Below are 23909 nucleotides of genomic sequence, written 5' to 3'. Positions count from 1 at the left end.
TCTAATTGTCCTCATCTGTAACCTTATCTCTGAACAAGAATATGAGGATCATGGGTCATGAAGTGTATGAAATCTGTTAGAGCAGAAAGCATATCATGTTCATTGTAAGTCTTGTCGATCAAAAAGATCTCCAGGCTCTGAATCCTTTTCTTTCGTATTGCTGAGCCCGGCAGGCTTTAAAACCCAAACCTACAACTTGCATGATGGACCTGCCTGTGATGATTTCAAGGGCCAGGATCATGCGCAGTGGAGAATCTGTGAAAAAACACCTGCTTGCTCTGGTGGCCCTGATGGTTGTGGCCTGCAACTCTACCCCTGTGGTGCCTTCTGCATCCCCCAAAGAGACCCCCAGATTGCCCTCACACCTTCTGGAAATTCACTTTCAGGACACCAATTCTGACCACCCCACCACTTCTGCTGTAAAAGTGGGTGGAGGAATTGATAAACAATGGCTCTCCACACTCAGTTCGGGCATCACCTTCCAGAGTCTGTCCAGCAACTCTTTCACTGTGAGGCGCACCGGAACCCGGTACCTGACTGCGGTCTACAAAGTCACCAACAACACAGGTCGCACCCTCCACAACCTGTCTTTCATAGGGGTGAACCTCGATGATGCCGATGGCAACGCCACCAACAACAGCACAGCACCCACCCCTGGGAGCACCATCTTCCGCAGTGTGCGCTTCTTTGATGGCAGTGACGCCAGTGCCCGTGCAGCTTCACTGGTGGCTGGACCTCTGTACACCTATGATTTCCAGAACGATGCTGCAAAGATGGCTGCAGAGGGAACCCGTTTCACCAGCACACTTGATGTCACTGGCTTTGAGGTGGCCCCTCCTGCTGGCCTGACCAGTGAAGTCACTTCAAGAGCATGGGTGCTCGATGGAGATTTGCCAGATGGGGCAAGCCGAACCCTGACCTTCAGTGTCAGTTATCCGATGGCCTCCACTGCGGCTCAGGACCCCTTTGGGTTTTCGGTGATGGTGGCTTATGCAGAAGATCTGGGGCTTCCCGAACCTTTCAACATCCAGCTGACTTTTCCCCAGAGCACCCTGCTGACCCCCAGCCAGAAACAGGTGTTTGAAACTGCAGCCCGCAGGTGGGAAAAGGTCATTCTGGAAGGATCGAATGACTTTTATGACTTTGACCTGGGAGATGGTCGGGTGCTGAATGTGGACGATCTTGAGATCACCGCAGATGCAGTCAACATTGATGGAGTTGGAGGGGTGCTGGGCCGTGCAGGACCGGAATTTGTCCGCCCATTCTCTGAAATTCCAATCACTGGAATCATGCAGTTCGATGCTGCAGACCTGGCCCAGATGGAATCAGAGGGAAGCCTCCAGAACGTGATCCTGCATGAGATGGGCCATGTGCTGGGGATCGGTACCCTGGAACGCTGGGACAACCTGCTGGTGCACAACGGAGGGAGCAACTGTCAGGTGGCCACCAGTGTCAAATTCAATGGTGCAAATGCCATGCAAAAATACCTGACCCTGGGCGGAAGTGGTCAGGTGCCTGTGGAAGACCAGTTTGGTGCTGGCACCAAATGTGGACACTGGAAGGAATCCGTCTTTGACCATGAACTCATGACCGGCTTTGTGGAAAGTGGTCCCATGCCCCTGAGCGCATTGACCACCGGGGCTTTGCAGGACCTGGGCTATGTGGTCAATCACAGTGCCGCAGACACGTTCCAGATGCCTTCGATTGTGAAGCAAGGGCTGCCTGTCACAGGCAGAGAACTGAATGAAATTCTGCTCCAGCCCAGGGTTCTTCCTGGCCACTGAGCCCTGCAAAAGAGGCTCCTCTCTGTGCGGAGGGGAGCCTTTTGTTTTAAAGACAATAGGCATGAAAGCGCTGTCAGGATTGTATACAGAATGGTAGGCTGATCCGATGACCACTGCCCGCCGCTCCTCTGGACTCACCTCTCAACTCACCCAGCTGGCCTGGCCGCTCATGCTCTCCAACCTTGCCTACTCCATGATCGGCGTGACCGACACCCTGTTCATGGGAAGGCTGGGACAGGTGGAGGTGGGGGCAGTGGGACTTGGCTGGATGTACGCCTTTACCATCACCCTGCTTTTTCGCAGTTACACCAACTCTGTGACCACCTTTGTGGCCCGTGCCTTTGGAGCAGGTGAACCGCAGGAGATGCGCAAGTGGTATGGGGTCTACTTCACCCTCTCGTTGTTTCTGGCCCTGCTGGTGATGCTGCTGGGTCAGCCCCTGATTCAGGCCATTGTCAACCTCTCCAATCCCGAACCTGCCCTGGCAAAAGAACTCCTCACCTATGCACGCATCCGACTGTGGGAAACTCCTTTTGCCCTGCTGGTGATCCTGAACGTGGGTTATTTTCTGGGGGTGGGAAACAGCCGGATTCCCCTGATCCTCAGCTGGATGACGGTGATCCTGAACGCCATTCTGGCCTGGGTTTTCATCTTCCAGTTTGGCTGGGGAGTGGCTGGAGCGGCATGGGGTGCCTTCATTGCGGTGATGGTGCAATGTGTGGTCAGTTTTGTGGTGCTCTTCAGACAGCACGGGGTGATGAGGCCCCTCTGGCCCCATTGGAAGGACGCCTCTCGCACCTTCAGGCTTGGCCTCCCAATGGGTCTTGCCGACCTTTCTGAAGTGGCAGGATTTTCGGTGTTCATGACCATCATTTCCAGGCTGGGAACGCTGGAGCTTGCGGCCTCCCAGATTGCCAACCAGATGGCCAGTTTCGGTTTCATGCCTGCCTTTGCCCTCTCGGCAGCAACCGGAAGCCTGGTGTCCCGTTTCATTGGGGAGAGCAGCATCACCACAGCCCAGCGTGTGGGATGGCGAGGGACCATCATCGGGGGGAGTTTCATGACCCTGGTGGCCATTGCCTTCATCACTGTTCCTGTTCCACTGGTCAAACTCTTCACCAGTGATCCTGCCCTGATTGACCTCTGTGTGAAGATCATGCGGGTGATGGCCCTCTATCAGGTGGTGGATGGCATCGCCATCATCCTGGGAGGAGCCCTCTCCGGTGCAGGGGACACCCGGTTTAGAATGCTGGTGACGGTGCTCGGTTCATGGAGCCTGCTGGTGCTGCCTGCTTACCTCCTCACCGAGAATGGGTATGGGGTGCAGGGGGCCTGGACCGGAGCGCTGATCTACATCACATCCATTGCCCTGATTTATCTGTGGCGTTTCTGGAGCGGACGGTGGAAGACAAAAACCCTGTGAATGCAACCCCAGCAAAATCCATCACCCTGGAAGAGCTCAAAGCCTACGCTTTTCGTGCGCTGGCCCAGAAGCAACTCAGCGAGCATGAACTTCGCACACGTCTGAAGCGCAGGGGCGCGACTCCTGAGCAGTCAGACCAGTTGATTGAACTCCTCAAAGGATATGGGTACCTCAACGATCAGGAGGTGGCCCGCACCCTGGCCCGCAAGCGTGGGGTGGGCAGAGGGTACATCCAGCAGAAGCTGTATGAAAAAGGGGTCAAGGCCAGTGCAAAAACCCTCAGGGACGATGAAACCGAGGAAGAAGAACTGCAGGCCCTGATCGACCGCAACCTTGAGAAATGGCAGCGGGATGGCGAAAAGGGCTTCCGGCGTGCGGTGGGTTTTCTGGTGCGCCGGGGATTCGAGTACGGTAAAGTGCTTACGCTGCTGAAAGCCTCTTTTCAGCTTGACATGTCCGATCTGGACGGGTAAACTACCCCTTGCCGTGGTCACGGGGCGTAGCGCAGCCTGGTAGCGCACTTCGTTCGGGACGAAGGGGTCGTGAGTTCGAATCTCGCCGCCCCGACCACCAGACCCCCCAATTCCGGGGGGTTTTTTGATCACCCACCAGGGTCTTTTGCAGTGACCCGACAGGCAAGGCTGTCGTTTCGACCCGACCACATTGAAAAGTCAGAACACCACCCGTGTGATTCCGATGTTCTGACCGAGCTGAATAGGACGTATTCCATGCGCATTCTGGCCATCGCTGACCCGCACCTCTCCCGCAAGACCCCCAAGCCGATGACGATTTTCGGTCCGGGGTGGGCGGGCCATCCAGATGTGTTTTTTCAGCGCTGGTGTGAGACGGTGCAGCCAGATGATCTTGTTCTGATCCCCGGAGACATCTCCTGGGCCATGCATTTTCGGGATGCCTTGCTGGACCTGCAGGACATTGCTGACCTCCCTGGAATCAAGGTGATTTCCAGAGGCAATCACGATTACTGGTGGCCTGCCATCACCCGCTTGAGGGCAGAATTGCCTGCGGGGATTTATGCCCTGCAAAACGATGCGATCCGTTTTGATGACACGGTGATCTGTGGCACCCGGGGCTGGGTCACCCCTGGAACAGAGGGCTTCAAGCCCGAAGATGAAAAAATCTACCTGCGTGAAGTGGAGCGTCTGAGGCTGACCCTGGAAGCTGCCCGCAAGCTTGAGGGCAAACAGGTGCTGGTGATGCTGCACTACCCCCTCACCAATGCGGCTTTTGAACCCAATGGATTCACCCGCCTGATCGAGGAGTACCGTCCTGCAGGTGTGGTCTATGGACACCTCCATGGGGTGAATCAGGACAAATTGATCCGGCACTGGTGCGGTATTCCTTTGCATTTTGTGGCGGCAGATGCCCTGAAATTTGTGCCCAGGGTGCTGGGGAAAACAGAAGCATCTGCTGATTCAGCCCTGTGACAGACGTACAATTTGTGCGAACTTCCTATGGATTTGTGTTCTGTGTCCCGATGTGTTGGTGTATGAGGAACCGCTTCCAGAAATCTATTGCTTTTTGATCGCCAACCAAGTAGATTGAAAAAGATCACATATTGGTAGCGGTTCCATCTGGGTTGTTGACCCAGGTGCGTCCCATGTGTGTCCATTGAAAGGAGAAACGCATGTTTCTGAAACGTCCTCTGCTGCTCGGCACGGCGATGCTTGGTCTTGTGGCGTGCAATTTCAACACCGCGCCCCCCAAGCCCACTCCGGATTACAGTTCCTATCTGGCAGGCAAAGACCTGAACTTCTTCCGGACCAAACTCGGTGATCCCCAGATCAAGAGTGTGCTGGTTTTGCACTACCACCGTTTTGACAACGACTACACAAAGTGGGACGTCTGGACCTGGCCCGAAGGCAAAGATGGACAGGCCGTTCTGTTCACTGAAGACGACAAGTACGGCAAAATTGCCATCATCGGTTCCCGCGAAGAACCAGGCAAGCGGGGTTTCATTGTCCGCAAAGACGACTGGTCTGAAAAGGACGTTTCAGACGACCGTTATGCCGACATTCCAGCCAGCGGTCTGGGTGAAATCTGGGTGGTCAGTGGCCAGAAAGACTTCTACACCGATCCAGCCAAGATCGACCTGTCAGCCAAGGCCCAGTTCTCCTTTCTGGACAGCTTCAATGAGATCAAGCTGGCGTACAGCAACCCTCCCCAGGACCTGACCAGGGACAAGATCTCAGTGATGGTGGCCGGGGTCAAGCAAAACATTGAGAGCCTGACCCTGAACGGCAAAACTGCAGTGATCAAACTGAGTGCTGCCCTCAAGGCCACAGACATCGGCAAAGACGTGACCATCAGTGGTCCTGGCATTCAGGGCGCAATGCCTGTGTATGCCAGAGATGTGCTCAGTGATCCTGCCTTCACCTACAGTGGGGGAGACCTGGGAGCAATGTACACCCCGGCACAAACCACCTTCAAGGTGTGGACACCGGTGTCCACCAGGGTGCAGGTGCTCCTGTTCAACACTGCAGCAGACACCACCCCCTACAAGATTCTGGAACTCGCCAGAGGGGACAAAGGGGTATGGAGTGGCAGTGAAGCCGGAGACCTGGCCGGAAAATACTATCAACTGAGGGCCACCCGCTATGGGGTCACCAAGACCACAGTGGACCCCTACTCCAAAGCTGCGAGCAATTACTTTGAGAACCTGCCGATGGACAACAGCAAGTCTGCCATCGTCAACATGAGCAACACCAACCCTGAAGCCTGGACGACCTACAAGATCCCCACGGTGGGCAAGCGCACCGATGTCTCAGTGTACGAGGTGCACGTGCGGGACTTCACAGTGTCTGAAAGCTCTGGAGTCCCTGCAGCAAAAAGAGGCAAGTACCTTGGGGTGGTTGAAAGTGGAACCAAGGTTCCCGGGACCAGTTACAGCACCGGTCTGGACCACCTCAAAAAACTCGGGGTCAACACCGTTCAACTTCTCCCTGTATATGACTTCGGCAATGAGCAGGAGGGGGCTTACAACTGGGGCTATGATCCTTACCTGTACAACGTGCCGGAAGCCCAGTACTCCACCCAGCCGGGTGACCCCGCTGCCACCATCCGTGAATTCAAAACCATGGTCAAGGGCCTGCAGGACTCTGGCATCAACGTGATCATGGATGTGGTGTACAACCACACCAAACACACGGGTGAAAAGTCTCCTTTTGACCAGTTGGTGCCCTACTATTACTACCGCACCAGTGATGCTGGAACGTACCTGAACGACACCGGGGTGGGCAACGTCATGGCCGTCGAGCGCCCGATGGTGAAAAACTTCATCCTTGATTCCCTCAAGTACTGGGTCAGTGAGTACCACATCCAGGGCTTCCGCTTTGATCTGCTGGGCACCTTCAAGAAGGATGTGGTGCAGACCATCACCAATGAACTCACTGCGTTCAAACCGGACATCGTGCTGTACGGTGAGCCCTGGACTGGAGGTGGCCCCACCTATTTTGGCAAGGGCGACCAGAAGGGCATGAAGATGGGGGTCTTCAACGACAACTTCCGCAACGGCATCATTGGAGGGGTTTTCAACATTGATGACCGTGGTTTCATTCAGGGTGATTTTGGTCGTGCAGCAGCCATCATGACCGGCCTCAAAGGCAGCATTGATGATTTCACGCAGGAGCCCGGTGAAAGCACCAACTACGCCACCAGTCATGACAACTACGTGCTGTGGGACCACCTGTCCATGGGCATCACCAAAGACAGACCCATGGCTTCCCTCAAACAGATGCAGAAGATGGCGGCAGCACTGGTTTTCACCGCACAGGGCCTGCCTTTCATGTCCGGTGGGGAAGAGTTTGCCCGCACCAAGAAAGGCAACGGCAACTCCTACAACGCTGGAGATGACATCAACGCCTTTGACTGGACCCGTCTGGAACAGTTTGCAGATGTCAACGCCTACTACAGCAACATCATCAAACTGCGTGCAGACCACCCTGTTTTCCGCCTCAGCACCCGTGCAGAAGTCGAAGGACGATTCCATGCCCTGAACCTGGACGGAAGCAAAGGTCTGGTGGGGTTTGTGCTTGACGGCTCTGGACTGGCTGGAGAAAGCTGGAAACACACCCTGGTGATCTTCAATGCCAGTGAAACCGAACAGACGGTGGATCTGCCCGAAGGCACCTTCCGCATTCACGTCAGGGGAGACCAGTTCAGCAACGACACCCTTGCAACTGCTGCTGGAAAAGTCACGGTTCCTGCGCTCTCCACCCTGGTTGCATCTGCAGACATGGTGACCTTTCAGATGCCTGCTCTTCCTGCCCTCAAAAGCGCTCTGAACCTGGAGGCTGCCACCCTGGATGAGTTCAGCGCTGAAAGCTGCTCCAACGACGCTTATGCAGGATGGGGAGAGGGCAATGCCCTTCAAAAGATGTGTGTTGCCCAGGATGCCAATCACATCTACACTGCAATCACCTACAAGACCGCAGACAATTCCATGGTTCAATACCTCTCACTGGGTGAGGGTGGCCCTGTCAGTGACATGAACACCCTGGATGCCTGGCCCAGAAAAGTCAAGTTTTCAAGTGTGGCTCCCAATTTCTTCATTGCCAATTATGGAACGAATCTCACCCCTGAGTTGCGCAAAGTACTGGCAGATGGCAAAACGGAGCTGATTGGTACCGAAACCCTGAAAGTGTTCAACACCAATGGCACCCTGACCCTGAAAGCCAAACTGTCCCGTGCAACCCTGGGAAATGCCAACAAAATCAGGCTGGCAGCCGTGATCGTCGGGGGAGACAACTATGGCGGTGGGTCCATCCTGCCAGGGTCCGGCAACACAGCCAACCCCGCCGACAGCTGGGCCGTGAACATCAGCAATCCCCTCGGTTTCTCCTACTGAAATTCCACTCCTTCTCCTTTCCCCGGGGTTTGCCCCGGGTTTTTTTATGCATCCAGGGCCACTTTCCCTGTATTTTTTCTGGAGGTTAAATATCAACAGCATGTACACCACTTCAGGGGCAACAGGGGTTTTTGTTGTCTGGGAAAGGGGGAAATTGGGTTCGGGTCAGTATACCGTGCCTGTTAAACAAATTTTCAATTCGTGTGAGAGTTACGCTATAGTTTGACTCATGCTACGAGTGCTCTTCGTGGGAGACGTTTACGGCAAACCGGGCAGGAGGGTCTTCAAAAACCACCTGCCTACCCTCCGTGATCAATTTGATTTTGTGATTGTCAACGGTGAGAATGCAGCAGGCGGCTTCGGACTGAACAAGGAAAGTGCCCGCACCCTGCTGGATGCCGGAGCGGACTGCATCACCCTGGGGAACCACACCTGGGACAACCGTGAAGTGTACGACCTGCTACAGGAAAACCACATCCTCAGGCCCTTTAATTATCCTCTGGGAACCCCGGGGCATGGCATGCACACCTTTGATGTCAAGGGAGAGCGCATCACCGTGATCAACGCCATGGGACGGGTCTGGCTTGATCCCCTTGATGATCCTTTCACAGGCATCAACCAGCTTCTGGCACGTGAAGGTCTGGGCAGTGTCTTCGTGGATTTTCATGCAGAGGCCACCAGTGAGAAAACCGCTTTCGGTTTTTTCCTGGACGGACGGGTTGCAGGCGTGGTTGGCACCCACACCCACATTCCCACTGCAGACACCCGGATTCTGCCGAAAGGCACAGGCTACCAGACAGATGCAGGCATGACGGGCGTGCTCAACAGTGTGATTGGAGCAGCCCCGGACGGACCGATTGCCAAATTTGTGGAGAAAATTCCGGTGCGCTGGAGCACCGCAGAGGGCATCGCACAGCTGAATGGTGTGGTCCTGCATGTCGAGAACAACCAGTGCCACCACATTGAGCGCTATCAGTACACGGAGGAACAGTAAATGCGCACCATCAATCAGGATGTCAACACCCTGGGCCACGCCCTGGGCACCGTCTTAAAAGAGCAGCAGGGCGAGCGCTTTTTCGAACTGGTCGAGAAAGTCAGAACCCGCAGCATCGAACTGCGTGAAAGGGGAGAGGACACCAGCGAACTGCAGGGCTTCTTCAAGGACCTGAACCTGCTGGACGCCGAGTCCCTGGTGCGTGCTTTCTCCATGTACTTCCAGCTCATCAACCTCGCAGAGGAATATGAGCGGGTGCGCAAGATTGAAAACTCCGAAGGTCCCCACAAGCAGAGCCTGGAGAAGGCTTTTGTGGCCCTCAAAGAGCAGGGCATGAAGGCCGAAGATGTGATCGCCCTGGTGGAGGGTTTGCACCTGGGTCTCACCTTCACAGCGCACCCCACCGAGATGCGCCGCCGCACCATGCGCTTCCACCTCGACAAGATCGCCCGCGACATTCCCAGGCTGGACGATGTGCAGGCCCAGGAGCGTGTGACCGCCCATGTGGAGGCCCTGTGGGGGACCCTGGAACTCCGTCACGTGCGGCCCACTGTTCGGGATGAGGTCAAAGGCGGCCTGAACTACATCGAGGTGATTGCAGCGGTGCTTCCCGCCCTGGAAGAAGAATTCCGCTCTGCCTTCGAGCGTGTGTACGGCAAACAGGTGAAACTGCGCCTGCCTTACCACTTCTATTCCTGGATGGGCGGAGACCGCGACGGCAACCCCTTCGTGACCCCCGAAGTCACCCGTGAAACCCTGGCCCTGCATGCGGCCAGAGCCCGTGAGATGCTGCGTGCAGAAATCCGTGAGGCGTTCTCCGCCCTCAGTCACCACCAGACCCGTGTGGAAGCCCCCAGAGACTACAATGCCGAGGAACCCTGGCGTGAAGTGCTGCAGGCCATCCACAACGATGAATCCATGCGTGGAGATGAGGTGCTGGAGCACATCCGCCACCTGGAGAAAGGGCTGGAGCAGGCTTTCCAGAAGCGATCTGCACGGGTCTTCCTGCAGCCCGTGATCACCCGTGCCCGCACTTTCGGCACCCACCTGGTCAGCCTGGACATCCGGGAGCACTCCGGGAAAACTGGGGTTGCCGTGGCCGAACTCTTGACCTATGGCGGCGTTCCGAATTACCTGGACCTGCCTGAAGAGGCCAAAGTGAACGTGCTGCGCAGGGAGCTGCAGACCCGCCGTCCCCTGTTGCCTGCAGAGGCCAATCCCAGTGAAGATCTGGAAAGTGTGCTCGGTCCACTCCGCGCCATTCGTGAAGCCCTCGGCAAGTACGGCAAAGAGTCCTTTGGCCGCTACATCGTTTCCATGAGCGAGAGCGTTTCGGACTTCCTGGAAGTGCTGATCCTTGCCCGGGAAATTGGTGTGCGTGTGCTGCCAGTGCCCCTTTTCGAGACCCTGGAAGACCTCACCAATGCCCCTGGCATCATGGCAGAAGTGCTCAGCAATCCTGAGTACCGCAGAATTCTGGGGGAAGACGTGCAGGAAATCATGCTGGGCTACTCCGACTCCAACAAGGATGCCGGATTCCTGGCCGCCAACTGGGCCCTCCACGAAGCCCAGCGCCAGATCAGTGATGTGTGCCGTGAAGCTGGCGTGCCCTGGCGTTTCTTCCATGGTCGTGGAACCTCCATCGGACGCGGAGGAGGCCCAATGGCCCGTGCGATTCTGGGGCAACCTGCTGGAACCATTGGAACCGGGCTGCGCATCACCGAACAGGGAGAAGCCCTCGCAGACAAGTACTCCCACCCCAAGATTGCCTTCCGCAATCTGGAACAGGGGATGTACGGACTGTTGCTGTCTGCGGCCAAACCCGTCACCGACCTGCCTGAAAGCTGGGTGGAGGCCATGCGTGCGGCCTCCAAAGTCAGCCAGAAAACCTACCGTGAACTGGTCGAACACCCTGACTTCCTTGAGTTTTTCGAACTGGTCACGCCCATCCGTGAAATTGCCCGTCTGAACATCGCGTCCCGACCGGTGCGCCGTCCCGGTCCGGCCACCCTGCACAACCTGCGTGCCATTCCCTGGGTGATGGCCTGGACCCAGAACCGCGCCAACGTTCCCGGATGGTATGGCCTGCTGGAAGGCCTGAAAGCCATGGACCTGGATGTGGCCCGCGACATGTACAAAAACTGGCCCTTCTTCCGCAGCGTGCTGGACAACGCCCAGATGAGCCTTGCCAAGTCCGACATGCAGGTGTTTCGCGCCTACCTGTCCCTGGCGCCCCATCTTCCTGAACTTGGACAGAAAATCCAGCAGGCCTATCAGGAAGCCGTGGATCTGGTCAAACAGGTGGTGCAGGGAGAGGTGCTGGACAATGAACCCAACCTCAGAAAATCCATCCAGTTGCGCAACCCCTACATTGAACCCATCCACCGCCTGCAGGTTGAGCTGCTGAAACGGTTCCGCACCCTGCCACCCGAAAGCATGGAAGGAAGCCCACTGGAACGCTCTTTGCTGCTGTCCATTCAGGGCATTGCTGCAGGTGTGCGCAATACAGGTTGATCGTAGACCAGATCCAGAATCCATTGAACGGGGCAACATGCCCCGTTTTTCTGCACAGGATGTTTAAAAAATAAAAATTTCACGAACAAAATCAACACCAATTCGAGTGACTTTTGCCATCTCCACACAACAAAACCCCAGTCCTGAGACTGGAGCACAAAAGGGCAGACCCTCAATCGTTTTTCTGATGGTTTTTTGGAACTGCCAGCAGAGGATTCACTCCTGGCTTCAGGGCCTTCAGGACATCATCCAGAGGAAGGAACCTGTGAAACACCACAGCCTGACGTTTTGTGTTGGCATTGCACAAAGCTGAGGCTGGCACAACCTGAGGGCCTTGCAAGGTGCTCAAACGTTTGAGTCCGCTGAACGGGATGTTTGAGAGCCCCACCGTTTTCTGAGACACCTGGGTGGCACACTGGGTGCTGGGCTTCTGGGCAGTGACTGGAGCGGAAACCCTGGGTGCAGCCTGGGCTGCACAGATCATACAGAGACTGAGCATCAGCAATGAACGATTCATGTTTCACCTCCAATTTCTGATATGCCAGACCGCGTCAAAAAGCAGGTGAAAGGAAATTGAGAAGTTTAAAAACAGACACCCTTTCATGAGAAAATGCGCCTTTTTCAGGGTCTCACTCAACATTTTGTGGATGTTCAGGGCACCCGGCTCACTCCATACAGGTCACAGATCAGGTCGATGAACACTGGAAGGAGGGCAGGATCAAATTGCTTGCCCGAGAGCTTTTCCATGTGGACCAGGGTGTTCGGAATGGGCCAGGCGTTTTTGTAGGGCCTCTCGGTGGTCAGGGCATCAAACACATCCACAATGGTGAAGATGCGAGCCAGCAGTGAGGTCTGCTCTGCCAGCAGATTGTCGGGGTAGCCAGAGCCATCCCACCATTCATGGTGGCTGCGCACCACGGCACGGGTCAGGTCTGGCAGCAGAGGCATCTGCATGCAGATTTCAGCTCCAATCAGGGTGTGCTCCTGGATTTTGAGGCGCTCTTCAGGGGTGAGTTTTCCAGGTTTCAGCAGAATGGCGTCGGGAATGCCAATTTTACCGACATCGTGCAAGTAGGCTCCCCAGCGCAACTCGGTGCGTTCCTCTTCGGGCAGACCAAGGCGCAGGGCAAAACGCTCGCACAGGTCCACCACCCGGTCGGTGTGGCCTCTGGTTTCAAAGTCCCGGTACTCCAGAGCCAGACCCAGCGTACGCAGGGTGGCTTCGCGGGTGGACTCCACCTGTTCCAGATAGGTGCGGCGTTCAAAAGCATTCTGCAACCGGCCCAGAATGAACTTCACCACCTGAATCTCGCTGGATTTGGCTTCCCGATGCCCTGAAAATGTGCACAGCACCATCACACCCATCACCCGACCCTGCACCTGAACAGGAGCAAGCAGTGTGCTTTTCAGGCCCAACTGCAGCAGATCTGGACTGGGATCGATCACATTCTGAAAATCAGGAATGTCCAGCACCTCCCTGGAGGTCACCGAACGGGGAAGGCGGTCAAAATCATGCAGGTTGAGGTTCATCAAAAGGGAAGGATCAAAAGGGAGAGGCACCGAGTGCCGAAATGCCTGCAACTGCCAGCCGTGGGCCAGTCGTTCGTAATAAACAAAAAGTTCATACTGCGAGAGCTGCATCAGCGTCCCAAGCGCGGTTTCTGCCACCTCATGGGGGGTGTTCATGGTTTCGATGTGGGCAGAGAGCTCGCTGAGCAGCTTGTATCGGTGGGCCCGTTCCTGAACCTGCCATTCCAGCATGTAACGCTGCACCAGCAGGGCTGCACGGTCGGCAAAGGACTCTGCAATGCGGATGGCATCCGGGGTAAAGGCATCTTCAGAGTCGAAGTTTTCCAGGTTCAGCACTGCAGCCAGACGGTCTTTGACCCTGACCTGCGTGGAGAGGCTGACCTGGATTTCATCGATCCGGCCCGATTCCCGCAGGATTTTTTCGGTCTCCGGGTCCAGCTTTCCACGGTTGAATTCCCTGAACTTCAGCAGGTTGCTGGTTCTGGGAAGTTCGTTTTCAGTGCCGATGATCTGCTGTGGGGTGAACCGGATGCGGGAAAGCCCGGCAAAGTCGTACCCCAGGGTGGCCTTGAAACTGTACTGCCCATCCGGGTCCAGTCCAATCAGGGCCCCCGCCTGCGCTCCGGGCACCAGGCGCACAGCGCTTTCCAGCAGGTGCACGTAAAAATCCCCGGTGCCGTTTTGCAGGAGTTGCAAGTTCAGGGCATTCAGTTCCTCATTGATGCGTTCGGTCAGCTCCAGATGCTCCTGGTACAGGACCAGCAGCCTCTGGTAGAGTGCCGGGGTAAAGCCCTCAAAATCAGGCAGGGGCAGCTCCAAGCTTAAACAACTCGCTTGTGTCAGACTGCTTCCCAGCGTTATGGTGGGACACAGCGGGAAAACTGAACGGGCCTGATGAAGCAGATGGGGAAAGTGTTCCACATCGAGCAGCAGCAGGTGGATTTTTTCAGAAGGAACCTCATCCAGTGAGGTCTGCCAGATCAGGTTTACGCCTGCTGCGGACCACCGGGGAGGTGCTTTGGGACTCACCAGCAGAATCGTGTAAACGCTTTGCTCCATGGTCCTCCCGCAGGTCCGTCTTTAAGGGCTGTTTTCTGATCGTAAGGGCTTCTTCATCACCTGTCCATACGTGAAGATCCTTAAAGGTATATTATGCTATACGCGGCATCTGCCGTGTGATTTTTAGAGGTGCACAATGTTCATCACCGACAAACCGAGAGTTGGCGTTTTTATCGACACCCAGAACCTGTACCACTCCGCGCGCGACTACTACGAAAGGACCGTGAATTTTGAACGGGTCCTGGAGTATGCTTTGCAGGGCCGCCATCTGGTGCGGGCCATCAGTTACGTGGTGGAAAAAGAGGGGGACACCAGCGCATGGCCTTTCATCTACAAGCTCAGCACCTTGGGCTACAAGGTGCGGCGCATGACCCTGCAGTACCACCACACCACCGAGCAGGGCAAGGTCATCTGGGAAGGCAACTGGGACATGGGCATCGTGGCGGACATGATGCGCCTGATCGACAGCCTGGATGTGATCGTGCTGGGCAGCGGAGACGGCGATTTTGCCGATGTGCTTGAGGTCTTCATGGAGCGTGGCAAGCGCGTGGAAGTGATTGCCTTCAAGGAAACCACCGCCCAGAAACTGATTGACTGTGTGGACAAGTTCACCCACCTGGTGGACATTGATCACGGCCTGATGCCCATCAAGGGCAGCAAGAACAGCCCTGCCACCCAGGTTTAAGCCCCTTTTCTGACACGCGCAGTGTTCCCATCTGCTCCTGAAGCAGAGTGCCGGGGCAACACTGCGCTCATTCATGAAAAAACACAGTCATGGAGAAACACAGTGAACATGCTGGATTTTGAGCTGCCAGAAGACCTCATCGCCCAGACCGGGGTGGAACCCCGCGACCACAGCAGACTGATGGTGACCAGACCGGACGGTACGCTGGAGCACCGCATCTTCCGGGACCTGCTGGAATACCTGAAGCCCGGGGATGTGATGGTCTTCAATGAATCCCGGGTCATTCCTGCCCGACTTTTTGCGAAGAAAGCCACCGGAGGGACCATTGAGGTCCTGCTGCTGCGCGAAAGAGAACACAAGGTGTGGAGCGCCTACCTCAAGCCTGCCCGCAAAGCCACAGGCACCCTCTTTTTCGGAACTGGGGACATCCAGGCCGAGGTGACCGGGGTGCTGGAGGATGGTGCCCGCCTGCTGACCTTCAATGAGGACATCAAACCCAGACTGACCGAACTCGGGACCCTGCCTCTCCCTCCCTACATCCAGAAGTCCACCATTGGCGAACGCTACCAGACGGTATACGCGAAAACAGAAGGGAGTGTTGCGGCTCCAACAGCTGGACTGCATTTCACTCCAGAACTGCTGGCCCAGATTGATGCACTCGGGGTGGAGCGCCATCACCTGACCCTGCATGTCGGGGCAGGCACCTTCAAACCCATCTCGGGCAGCATCACCGAGCATGTGATGCACGAAGAGCAGTTTTCCATTTCCGAAGAAACCGCTTCTGCCATCAACAGGGCAAAACAGGAAGGTCGCAGGGTGATTGCTGTCGGGACCACCACGGTCAGGGCACTTGAAAGTGCTGCCCAGAATGGACAGGTGCAGGCTGGAGAAGGGGAGACCCGCATCTTCATTCACCCCCCTTATGCCTTTCAGGTGCCAGACCTGCTCATCACCAACTTCCACCTGCCACACTCGACTTTGCTTCTGCTGGTCGGTGCTTTTGCAGGGGAAGAAACCATTGCCCATGCCTACCAGACGGCCATTCAGGAGCGGTACCGTTTCTACAGTCTGGGAGACGCCATGCTGCTTTACAGACAGCAACAGGATCAGCACAGAGGTGCTGAAGGTGCAGTGTAGCCTGGGAAAGCTGTCAGCCGTCAGCCCTCAGCGGTCAGCACCCAAACACCTGTGTGCATTGACTTCAGCAGACAAAACAGAGGGTTGACCCTCTGGCACAGCTTGGACCTTTCATTGATCTGCTGAAAAAGCATCAAAAGCTTTTTAGCTGATGGCTGACCGCTGAGGGCTGATTGCTCCACTGCAATTGCACAGCAGAACTTTGCGCTTCCCCTGGGATGGTCAAAGTCAGCTTTTGAAACTGGGGTGCGCGTCAAGTAGACAGAAAGTTTCAAAAACCATCCAGAATCAGAAAGAACCCGCCAGAAAATAAGCAAAAACCACTAGAGAAAATTTTTGAACACGGGTTATACTTTCGCCATGAGCGACAACCCCTTGCTGAGTCTCGGGTTTGACATGCCCTTTGAGGACATCAAACCCGAGCATTTCGAACCCGCTGTTGACCTTCTGCTTGAAAAAGCAGAGCAGGAGCTGCAAGCCCTGATCCACATTGAGGGTGAACGCACCGTCAACAACACGCTGAAAGCCTACGACCGTCTGGGCGAGGGGCTGTACCGGGTTTACGGCCTCTTGACCCACCTCAACTCGGTGGTGACCAGCCCCGAGATCCGTGCAGTGCTGCAAGCCGTGCAGCCCAAAATCACGGCTTTCTACACCCGGGTCAGCCTGTCCCAGGAACTCTATCAGGGCCTCAAGGATTTCGCGGCTTCTGCAGAGGGCCAGTCCCTGACCGGAGCCAAGCGCCGCCTGCTGGAACTTGCCCTGGATGAGTTCCGCAGAAGTGGCGCCGACCTTCCTGCAGACAAAAAACAACGCCTCGAAGAGATCAACATGCGCCTCTCGGAAATCACCACCAAATACAGCCAGAACGTGGTGGATTCCACCGCCGAGTTTGAACTCATCATCGAAGATGAGAGCAAACTTGCCGGTCTCCCTGAAAGTGCCCGTGCTGCTGCCAGACAGAGTGCTGAATCCAAAGGCAAAGAAGGCTGGCGATTCACCCTAGCACAACCCAGTTACCTGCCCGTGATGTTCTATCTGGACGATGCCGAGATCCGCAAGACCATGTACCTGGCCTTCAACCAGCGCGGCAGCAACGAGCCTTACAACAATGAACCCCTCATCAACGAGATTCTGGCCCTCCGCAAGGAGAAAGCACAGCTGCTGGGCTACAAGAACTTTGCAGACCTGGTTCTCGAGGACCGCATGGCCAAAAACGGGGACCGCGCCCTGCAATTCGAGCAGGAAATGGCCGACAAGATCCGTCCTGTCTTCCAGCGTGAAAACGCTGAACTGCTGGAGTACCGCCGTGCCCTCGAAGGCGAGACTGCCCCTGAGCTTCAGCCCTGGGATGTCAGCTATTACTCTGAGAAACTGCGCAAAGCCAACTATGACTTCGACGAGGAGGCCCTCAAGCCCTACTTCGCGGTAGACAAAGTGATGGAAGGCCTCTTTGAAATCACCCGCCGTGTGTATGGCGTGACCATCAAGGAAGTCTCGGGCGTGCAGGTCTGGCACCCCGAAGTGAAAACCTACGAAATCTTCAACGAAGAGGGCCAGAAGCTTGCCCGTTTCTTTGCCGACTGGTTCCCCCGTGAAACCAAACGCAGCGGAGCCTGGATGAACAGCTTCATGACCGGTGACCGCGATGGTGCATTCGAGCCCCACCTGTGCCTGATGTGCGGCAACCTGACCCCTGCCGTTGGAGATCAGCCTGCACTCTTGACCCACAGCGACGTGGAAACCATCTTCCACGAGTGGGGCCATCTGATCCACCACGCCCTCAGTCACGTGGAAGTGAAGAGCCTTGCAGGCACCAACGTGGCCTGGGACTTCGTGGAGCTCCCCTCCCAGATCATGGAGAACTGGGCCTGGGAAAGGGAAGCCCTGGACCTCTTTGCCCACCACCACCAGACCGGAGAGACCATCCCTGAAGACCTCTTCGAAAAGATGGTGGCTGCCCGCAACTTTCGCGCTGCCAATGTCGCCATGCGCCAGCTTTCCTTTGGCACCACCGACCTGATGCTGCACATGCAGTATCAACCCGATCAGGACGGCAGCGTGCTGGACTACAGCCGCAACCTGCTTGGCCAGTTCATGCCCGTGCAGCCCGGTCCGGAATTCAAGATGATCACCTCCTTCAGCCACCTGTTCGCCTCCCCTGTGGGTTATGGTGCTGGCTACTACTCCTACAAGTGGGCCGAGGTGCTCGACGCAGACGCCTTCAGCCGTTTCCGCAACGAGGGCATTTTCAACCGTGCCACCGGACAGGACTTCCTGGACAAAATCCTTTCCAGAGGGGCCAGTGAAGATCCGGCCAAGCTGTTCCGGGACTTCATGGGGCGCGACCCCGACCCCAACGCCCTGCTGGAGCGTTCTGGTCTGCTTGTCTGACCCAGAATGTGTTCATGGGAGGCTTCGGCCTCCTTTTTTGTTGCTCAGAATTTCTCATGCACCTTTATCCAGACTTCAGCTGGGGCTTCTGGCAGCGCAAACGGCATGTGAAGTCCCCACACAAGCAGCGTGGTTTCAGGTGAGTTGTGTGCGTTTTTCAGAAAAGACCTTTAAAATGAGAAGGTGACCAAACTTCAGATTGCACCAAGCATCCTCTCTGCGGATTTCTCACGGCTCGGCCAGGACCTTCAGGAAGCTGAAGCGGCAGGCGCGTCGTGGGTGCACATCGATGTGATGGATGGCCAGTTCGTCCCCAACATCACCATCGGGCCTCTCATCGTCGAGGCCGTGAAACGCTCTTGCAACCTGTACCGGGACGTGCACCTGATGATTGACCGCCCTGAACGTTACATCCAGGATTTTGTGCAGGCCGGAGCCCAGAACATCACCGTGCACGCCGAGGCCACCGTACATTTGCACCGCACTGTGCACCTGATCAAGGAACTTGGGGCTCAGGCAGGTGTCGCCCTCAATCCTGGCACCTCCCTCGAAATGATCCGACCAGTGCTTCCCGATCTGGACCTCGCCCTGATCATGACCGTCAACCCTGGTTTTGGAGGTCAGAAGTTCATTCCTGCCTCTCTGGAACGCATCAGAATCCTCAGAGGCTGGCTGGATGAGGTGAACCCCGAATGCCACCTGGAAGTGGATGGAGGGGTGAACCTGCAGACCGTTGAAAGCGTGGTCCGCTCCGGGGCCAACATCCTGGTGGCCGGAAGTGCCGTCTTCAATCCCAGTGGCATTGGCAGGAACTTCAAAGCACTCACGGAGGCTGCATGCGCCTGCGTGTAGATCTGCTGCCCCACGGTGAATACCCGGACACCGTGATCGTGGTGGATGTGCTGCGTGCCACCACCACCGCCACCGTCTTTCTGGAACACCACGCAGACCGACTGCTTTTCTCCGGGAGCATCGAAGAATCGCTGGACCTGAAATCCGAGAACACCATCGTTGCAGGGGAACGGGGTGGCCTTGCCGTGGCAGGCTTCGACCTGGGAAACAGCCCGATTGAAGCAGGAACAGGCTCATACGCCGGCAAAACCGTGGTCATGAACACCACCAACGGCACTTACGCTGCCCGGGTGGCCTCTGAGAGCGCCAAGCACGTGCTGCTCGGAGCCCTGCGCAATGCCCACGCTGCCGCCCGCAAAGCCAAGAGCCTCGCTGTGGAAGAAATCGCCATTGTGTGCTCAGGCGAACGGGGTCGCGCCTCCCTGGATGACACCTACACCGCAGGGGTGTTGTGTGAGTACCTGCTGGCCATGGGCGAATTCACCCTCAACGACGGTGCCCGCATTGCCCTGACCCTGCGCAGACAGGTGGGAGACCCCATCGAACCCTTATCGAGCAGCTCTGGAGGCATGAGCCTGGAAAGCAAGGGCCTGGGAGAGGACATCCGTTTTTGTGCCCGCATCAGTGAAAGCACCATTGTACCCACCTTGCAGGGCAGCACAGATGGTCAGGTGATTTTTGTTTCGGGCTGACAACCCGCCTCACACGCTTCACACAAGCTGACACAACCCTGACCCACCCATGATCAAACGCTGGTAAAAGAGACCCGTGAGAGTCTTCAGACCCAGCGTTCTATTCATGTCAGGCAGCAACACCACCCGCACCCAGTTGGCAGAAGCCCTGCTGAAACACCATGCAGGAGACCGCTTCGAGGTTTTCAGTGCAGGTCTGGAGGCTGGAACCATCCACCCACACACCCGCAGCGTTTTGCAGGAACTGGGTGTTCAAATGCAGGGACAGACCCCCAAATACCTCAGGGATTACCTGGGCATCACCTTCAACCACCTGATCACCCTCACAGATGAGGGAGAGGATGCCCCCATCTTTCCCGGGGTCAGCACCCGTCTGGACTGGAACGTTGCAAAGCCTCAACAGCATGCGTCCATCGAAGACCAGCTCAATGCATTCCGGGTGGTTCGCAACCAGCTTGACCTGATGGTTCACAACTTCGTGATGGACTACGACCTGTTCAAACTCGGGGTCAAAGTCGAGCAGTAAATTCAGGTGATTTGACCTTCACTTCACCCGGAGCTTCAGGCGCTCCTCCACAGCCAGTTTGTCCACACGCTCGTTGTACTCGTGTCCAGAGTGACCCTTCACCCAGACGAACTTCAGATCATGGACTTTTGCCAGGGCGATCAATTCCTCCCAGAGGTCCTGGTTCTTCACGGGTTCTTTGCTGGCCGTTTTCCATCCGTTTCTCTGCCAGTTCAGGACCCACTTCTGGGTGAAAGCATTGCGCAAATACTGGCTGTCCGTCACCACCATCACCACACAGGGGCGCTTGAGCACCCTGAGGCCTTCAAGCAGTGCAGTCAATTCCATGCGATTGTTGGTGGTCTCACTGGAATGGCCCTTCAGCTCCATTTCCTTGTTGCCATACTTGAGGATGCAGGCCCAGCCTCCGTGTCCGGCCTGGGTGTCACAGGCCCCATCGCAATACAGGTACACGTGCTCTCCGGTGGGAGGGTTGGCAGGACGGATGCAGGAAAGAACAGGAGCGGTCATTCCGGGTATTTTACTATAGGCCGAGCGACCAGTGCGACGCGGCGCTCCAGCGGTCCAAACCGCTTTGGACCGCGCAGTAGGAGCAAGAACGCCGCCCCGCAAGCACGTTTTCGGGTCAAGAAGAGCCGAGGGCCGAGGGCAAGTCTAAAAAGCATTTGCTACAGCGCTCTGGTGGTTGACATCCAGCTTTGGCCATGGCACCGTATGCTCTCAGCTCTCAGCTCTCAGCAATAAACCAAAAAAAGACGGGATCTCTCCCGTCTCCTTCAACCCTGAATTTCAGAGTTCGTCTTTGAGGGTGGTGGCGACTTTGAAGCGGATCTTCTTCCCGGAGGGGATGGTGATGCGCTCTTTGGTGCCGGGACGCACGCCCTGGCGCTCTTTGGTGTTGGTGACGCTCAGGGTGCCGAGGCCGGGCAGACCGACACTCTTGCCTTCTTTGAGGGATTCAACAATGGCGTCCAGGGCAACGGAAATCGCTTCGCCTGCGTCTTTTTTGCTGAGCTTGGTCTTGCTGGCGATGATGTCGATCAGTTGGGTTTTGGCGATTTTTTCAGCCATGAGATGTACTCCTTGACGTAATATCCAGCGTTTGACGCTGCGGGCTAAAGATAGCACAAAATTTGAATTTGCGCTATGGGTGGTCAAAAATCCGTTTTCGTGTAAAAATGGGGAGCACCTTCTAAAAACTTGACTGTAAAGATCCTGTTCAGAACAGCTTTTTTCCGGTTATGTCGCAAATTGCACTTTTTTGAAGTGCGTCTGGGACGCAATTTTATAGATTGAGATGTTTTGCGGAACTTTTTGAAAGCATCCTCCGTATCCTATGGCATGAGTGACTTTTTGAAACCCAGCAACCTCGATGCTCCCCAGGGCATCTTCCCCAAAGAAGAACAGACTTACGCCATCATTCAACACCTGTCCGCCCTGGTGGGTCTCCTGATTCCGACAAGCTTTGGCAACGTCATCGGGGCAGTGGTGGCCTGGTTGATCTTTCGTGACCGTTCCTCTGCCCTGAACGACCAGGGGAAAGAGGTCCTGAACTACCAGATCACCGTCACCCTCTACCTGTGGCTTGCGGGCATCGTGGCGACCATTCTTGGTGTGGTGACCCTGGGCCTTGGTTTCCTGCTCACCATTCCCGCGATGGGAGTCCTGTGGGTGCTTTCCCTGATCCCCACCATCATTGGGGTGATGGAAGCCAACAAGGGCAACTTCTACCGCTATCCCTTCACCATTCGCTTCCTGCAATAACCTCAACTTTCCAGTGCGGTCAGTCTCAAAAGGCTGGCCGCTTTTTCGTTCTCTGCCTTTTGAACAGCCCTGCATCCCACAGATGCCTTCCATGTCCCTCTGTTACACTGAGGCCTGAATGCCCAAAAAGTCCTTTGATGCCAACCACGAGAAATACCGCAGCAAACAACGAAAGCCGCAGACCAACCGCAAAGCCACCGAGCAGACCGATGCTGGTTTTTCCGATCCTGCCCTGGCTTACCTGCACAAGAAGCGTCTTTTCTCTGAGTTGCTTTATGAACACTTCAGTGGCAAGGAAGCCACCATTTACGTGTTGCAGGGGCAAGAGCGCCTGCTGGCAGCCAAACTCTACACCGATGCCCGCATCCGGTCGTTCCAGCGGGACGAGCTGTACCAGGAGGGCCGTTTCATCACCAACAACAAGGCGAAGAAGGCCATGGCGACCGCCCGCCGTTTTGGCATCACTCCAGAGCAGGCCTTGTGGGTGAGCAGTGAATTTCAATTTCTTTCGGACCTGTTTGAAGCGGGTCTTCCGGTTCCTGAGCCTGTGGAGGTTGCAGGGAAAGTGCTCCTGATGGAATTCATTGGGGATGAGGACGCTCCGGCCCCTAGACTGAGCGATGAAAGGCTGGACTGGAAAGTAGGAGAGGGTTACTTTGAGCAGAGCCTTGACATGTACGCCAGACTGCTGAAACTGGGGTACATCCACGGAGATTATTCTGCCTACAACATGCTCTTGCACAATGACCGTCTGGTGCTGATCGACTTCCCACAGACCATCAAGTGGCGCGAGCACCCCGAGCCCATCAAGGTGCTGGAGCAGGACATGCGCGGTCTCACCATGAGTTTCAGCAAGTACACCAAATGCACCCCCGAGGAAGCCGCCCAGGAAGTCATTCGACGCTCTGGCATCACCGAAGGGGAACTGCGGGCCTGAAACTTTCCGGAATGGGCACCTGTTCCCAGTGCTCCCACTTCCTGCCACGATAAAATGAACCCATGAATCTTCTTGCCGTCTTTGCACACCCTGACGATGAACTCTGGTGCGTGGGCACCCTCAAAAAACACCTGGACCGTGGAGACCGGGTGATGCTGGTCTGGACCACCCTGGGTGAAATGGCCAGCCAGTATGAAGGCAAGACCCACGAGGAGGTGCGCCAGATCCGACAGCAGCACGGGGCTTATGTGGCCGGGGAAATCGGGTGTGAGTACCGTTTTTTTGACATGGGAGATTCCAGAATGACCGGGAGCAGGGAAGAGGCATTGCAACTGGCCCGCCTGTATTCGGAATTCAGACCTGATGCGGTGATCACCTGGGATGATTTCAGTCCGCACCCGGACCACCGCCAGACCGCAAAAATCGCTTTTGATGCCCTGACCCTGACCCGCATTCCCAAAATCATCAATGAGGGCCTCACAGACACCCTGGAGGCCCACCGCAAAGCCATCAAGTTCTACCAGTATTACACCCAGCACGCGACCTTCCCGGCGGTGCATGTGGACGTGACCCAGCAGATGGAGACCAAGCTGAAACTCTTTTCTTTCTATAGGGACTTCTACAAATGGGAGTACTCCAATGAAGCTTTCGGTGCTGAGTTCCGCCGTTACGGCCAGGAGTCGGATGTGCAGTACGCAGAGAAATTCACGGTGCGCCGGGTGCATGCTCCAGCCCATGACTTCCTGAGGTGACC

19 protein-coding genes and 1 tRNA gene are annotated in these 23909 nt (G+C 56.0%); 17 read left to right on the top strand and 3 right to left on the bottom strand.

What is annotated here, in order from left to right; translation table 11 throughout:
• The first annotated feature begins 257 nt into the window (after positions 1–257).
• The 8 genes from DC3_RS08965 to DC3_RS08930 all read left to right on the top strand — a co-directional run bounded on the left by DC3_RS08965 (position 258) and on the right by DC3_RS08930 (position 11579).
• Positions 258–1784: a leishmanolysin-related zinc metalloendopeptidase gene (locus DC3_RS08965; RefSeq protein ID WP_186815926.1), complete on the top strand. Its 1527-nt coding sequence runs from the start codon at positions 258–260 to the stop codon at positions 1782–1784.
• A gap of 106 nt (positions 1785–1890) precedes the next feature.
• Positions 1891–3207 (top strand): MATE family efflux transporter, encoded by a 1317-nt coding sequence (locus DC3_RS08960; protein WP_146884008.1) that lies wholly within the window; start codon positions 1891–1893, stop codon positions 3205–3207.
• On the top strand, positions 3186–3680 hold the full coding sequence (locus DC3_RS08955) for a regulatory protein RecX (protein ID WP_186815925.1): 495 nt from the start codon (positions 3186–3188) through the stop codon (positions 3678–3680). The genes DC3_RS08960 and DC3_RS08955 overlap by 22 nt, the downstream gene beginning before the upstream one ends.
• Positions 3681–3700: 20 nt before the next feature.
• Positions 3701–3777: transfer RNA gene (locus DC3_RS08950), tRNA-Pro, on the top strand.
• A gap of 158 nt (positions 3778–3935) precedes the next feature.
• Positions 3936–4652 carry a metallophosphoesterase gene (locus DC3_RS08945; RefSeq protein ID WP_146884006.1) on the top strand — a complete coding sequence of 239 codons (717 nt, stop codon included), beginning with the start codon at positions 3936–3938 and terminating at the stop codon, positions 4650–4652.
• Positions 4653–4852: 200 nt separating this feature from the next.
• The gene (gene pulA / locus DC3_RS08940; RefSeq protein WP_146884005.1) at positions 4853–8071 is read left to right on the top strand and encodes a type I pullulanase; all 3219 of its coding nucleotides are present in this window, start codon (positions 4853–4855) and stop codon (positions 8069–8071) included.
• A gap of 229 nt (positions 8072–8300) precedes the next feature.
• A complete protein-coding gene (locus DC3_RS08935) occupies positions 8301–9065 on the top strand; it encodes a TIGR00282 family metallophosphoesterase (protein ID WP_146884004.1) in 765 nt (254 codons plus the stop codon).
• Positions 9066–11579 carry a phosphoenolpyruvate carboxylase gene (locus tag DC3_RS08930; RefSeq protein WP_146884003.1) on the top strand — a complete coding sequence of 838 codons (2514 nt, stop codon included), beginning with the start codon at positions 9066–9068 and terminating at the stop codon, positions 11577–11579.
• A gap of 651 nt (positions 11580–12230) precedes the next feature.
• Here the strand turns inward: DC3_RS08930 and DC3_RS08925 are convergent.
• Complete coding sequence (locus DC3_RS08925) at positions 12231–14168, bottom strand: HD domain-containing phosphohydrolase (protein ID WP_146884002.1); 1938 nt, start codon at positions 14166–14168, stop codon at positions 12231–12233.
• Between the two features lie 136 nt (positions 14169–14304).
• Between DC3_RS08925 and DC3_RS08920 the strand changes: the two genes are divergently transcribed.
• The 6 genes from DC3_RS08920 (at position 14305) to DC3_RS08895 (ending at position 20454) form a co-directional block, all read left to right on the top strand.
• Positions 14305–14853 carry a LabA-like NYN domain-containing protein gene (locus DC3_RS08920; protein WP_146884001.1) on the top strand — a complete coding sequence of 183 codons (549 nt, stop codon included), beginning with the start codon at positions 14305–14307 and terminating at the stop codon, positions 14851–14853.
• 108 nt (positions 14854–14961) lie between these two features.
• Positions 14962–15990, top strand: coding sequence for a tRNA preQ1(34) S-adenosylmethionine ribosyltransferase-isomerase QueA (queA, locus tag DC3_RS08915; RefSeq protein ID WP_146884000.1), 1029 nt, complete (start codon positions 14962–14964; stop codon positions 15988–15990).
• Positions 15991–16350: 360 nt separating this feature from the next.
• Positions 16351–18384, top strand: coding sequence for a M3 family metallopeptidase (locus DC3_RS08910; protein WP_146883999.1), 2034 nt, complete (start codon positions 16351–16353; stop codon positions 18382–18384).
• 183 nt (positions 18385–18567) lie between these two features.
• Positions 18568–19236: a ribulose-phosphate 3-epimerase gene (gene rpe, locus DC3_RS08905; RefSeq protein WP_146883998.1), complete on the top strand. Its 669-nt coding sequence runs from the start codon at positions 18568–18570 to the stop codon at positions 19234–19236.
• Positions 19221–19928, top strand: coding sequence for a 2-phosphosulfolactate phosphatase (locus DC3_RS08900; RefSeq protein ID WP_146883997.1), 708 nt, complete (start codon positions 19221–19223; stop codon positions 19926–19928). Before rpe ends, DC3_RS08900 begins: the two co-directional genes overlap by 16 nt.
• 106 nt (positions 19929–20034) lie before the next feature.
• The gene (locus tag DC3_RS08895) at positions 20035–20454 is read left to right on the top strand and encodes an arsenate reductase ArsC (protein WP_146883996.1); all 420 of its coding nucleotides are present in this window, start codon (positions 20035–20037) and stop codon (positions 20452–20454) included.
• A gap of 18 nt (positions 20455–20472) precedes the next feature.
• Here the strand turns inward: DC3_RS08895 and rnhA are convergent, their stop codons facing one another.
• Together rnhA and DC3_RS08885 are read right to left on the bottom strand one after the other, a co-directional pair.
• Entirely contained in the window at positions 20473–20964 is a 492-nt protein-coding gene (rnhA, locus tag DC3_RS08890; RefSeq protein WP_146883995.1) for a ribonuclease HI, read from the bottom strand.
• A 279-nt stretch (positions 20965–21243) separates the two neighbouring features.
• Positions 21244–21525 (bottom strand): HU family DNA-binding protein, encoded by a 282-nt coding sequence (locus DC3_RS08885; RefSeq protein ID WP_146883994.1) that lies wholly within the window; start codon positions 21523–21525, stop codon positions 21244–21246.
• Between the two features lie 270 nt (positions 21526–21795).
• Here DC3_RS08885 and DC3_RS08880 point away from each other — a divergent pair, with 270 nt between their 5' ends.
• From DC3_RS08880 to DC3_RS08870, 3 genes are all read left to right on the top strand, one after another.
• Positions 21796–22218, top strand: a complete 423-nt coding sequence (locus DC3_RS08880) for a DUF4870 domain-containing protein (RefSeq protein WP_146883993.1) — start codon at positions 21796–21798, stop codon at positions 22216–22218.
• Positions 22219–22336: 118 nt separating this feature from the next.
• Positions 22337–23155 carry an RIO1 family regulatory kinase/ATPase domain-containing protein gene (locus DC3_RS08875; RefSeq protein ID WP_146883992.1) on the top strand — a complete coding sequence of 273 codons (819 nt, stop codon included), beginning with the start codon at positions 22337–22339 and terminating at the stop codon, positions 23153–23155.
• A 62-nt stretch (positions 23156–23217) separates the two neighbouring features.
• Positions 23218–23907, top strand: a complete 690-nt coding sequence (locus tag DC3_RS08870) for a PIG-L deacetylase family protein (protein ID WP_146883991.1) — start codon at positions 23218–23220, stop codon at positions 23905–23907.
• Positions 23908–23909: the final 2 nt, after the last annotated feature.

The sequence above is a fragment of the Deinococcus cellulosilyticus NBRC 106333 = KACC 11606 genome, assembly GCF_007990775.1.
Taxonomy (GTDB): domain Bacteria; phylum Deinococcota; class Deinococci; order Deinococcales; family Deinococcaceae; genus Deinococcus_C; species Deinococcus_C cellulosilyticus.
Note: the sequence above shows the minus strand (reverse complement) of the source record. Positions and strands in the feature narration are given on the sequence as shown.

Excerpts from the sequence above, each read along its gene's own strand:
- DC3_RS08895 (WP_146883996.1), top strand. The coding sequence starts at position 20,035 with ATGTCAGGCAGCAACACCACCCGCACCCAGTTGGCAGAAGCCCTGCTG.
- DC3_RS08920 (WP_146884001.1), top strand. The coding sequence starts at position 14,305 with ATGTTCATCACCGACAAACCGAGAGTTGGCGTTTTTATCGACACCCAG.
- DC3_RS08900 (WP_146883997.1), top strand. The coding sequence starts at position 19,221 with ATGCGCCTGCGTGTAGATCTGCTGCCCCACGGTGAATACCCGGACACC.
- DC3_RS08880 (WP_146883993.1), top strand. The coding sequence starts at position 21,796 with ATGAGTGACTTTTTGAAACCCAGCAACCTCGATGCTCCCCAGGGCATC.
- DC3_RS08925 (WP_146884002.1), bottom strand. The coding sequence starts at position 14,168 with ATGGAGCAAAGCGTTTACACGATTCTGCTGGTGAGTCCCAAAGCACCT.
- DC3_RS08945 (WP_146884006.1), top strand. The coding sequence starts at position 3,936 with ATGCGCATTCTGGCCATCGCTGACCCGCACCTCTCCCGCAAGACCCCC.
- DC3_RS08885 (WP_146883994.1), bottom strand. The coding sequence starts at position 21,525 with ATGGCTGAAAAAATCGCCAAAACCCAACTGATCGACATCATCGCCAGC.
- queA (WP_146884000.1), top strand. The coding sequence starts at position 14,962 with ATGCTGGATTTTGAGCTGCCAGAAGACCTCATCGCCCAGACCGGGGTG.
- DC3_RS08930 (WP_146884003.1), top strand. The coding sequence starts at position 9,066 with ATGCGCACCATCAATCAGGATGTCAACACCCTGGGCCACGCCCTGGGC.
- rnhA (WP_146883995.1), bottom strand. The coding sequence starts at position 20,964 with ATGACCGCTCCTGTTCTTTCCTGCATCCGTCCTGCCAACCCTCCCACC.
- DC3_RS08870 (WP_146883991.1), top strand. The coding sequence starts at position 23,218 with ATGAATCTTCTTGCCGTCTTTGCACACCCTGACGATGAACTCTGGTGC.
- DC3_RS08935 (WP_146884004.1), top strand. The coding sequence starts at position 8,301 with ATGCTACGAGTGCTCTTCGTGGGAGACGTTTACGGCAAACCGGGCAGG.
- DC3_RS08910 (WP_146883999.1), top strand. The coding sequence starts at position 16,351 with ATGAGCGACAACCCCTTGCTGAGTCTCGGGTTTGACATGCCCTTTGAG.
- DC3_RS08875 (WP_146883992.1), top strand. The coding sequence starts at position 22,337 with ATGCCCAAAAAGTCCTTTGATGCCAACCACGAGAAATACCGCAGCAAA.
- pulA (WP_146884005.1), top strand. The coding sequence starts at position 4,853 with ATGTTTCTGAAACGTCCTCTGCTGCTCGGCACGGCGATGCTTGGTCTT.
- DC3_RS08960 (WP_146884008.1), top strand. The coding sequence starts at position 1,891 with ATGACCACTGCCCGCCGCTCCTCTGGACTCACCTCTCAACTCACCCAG.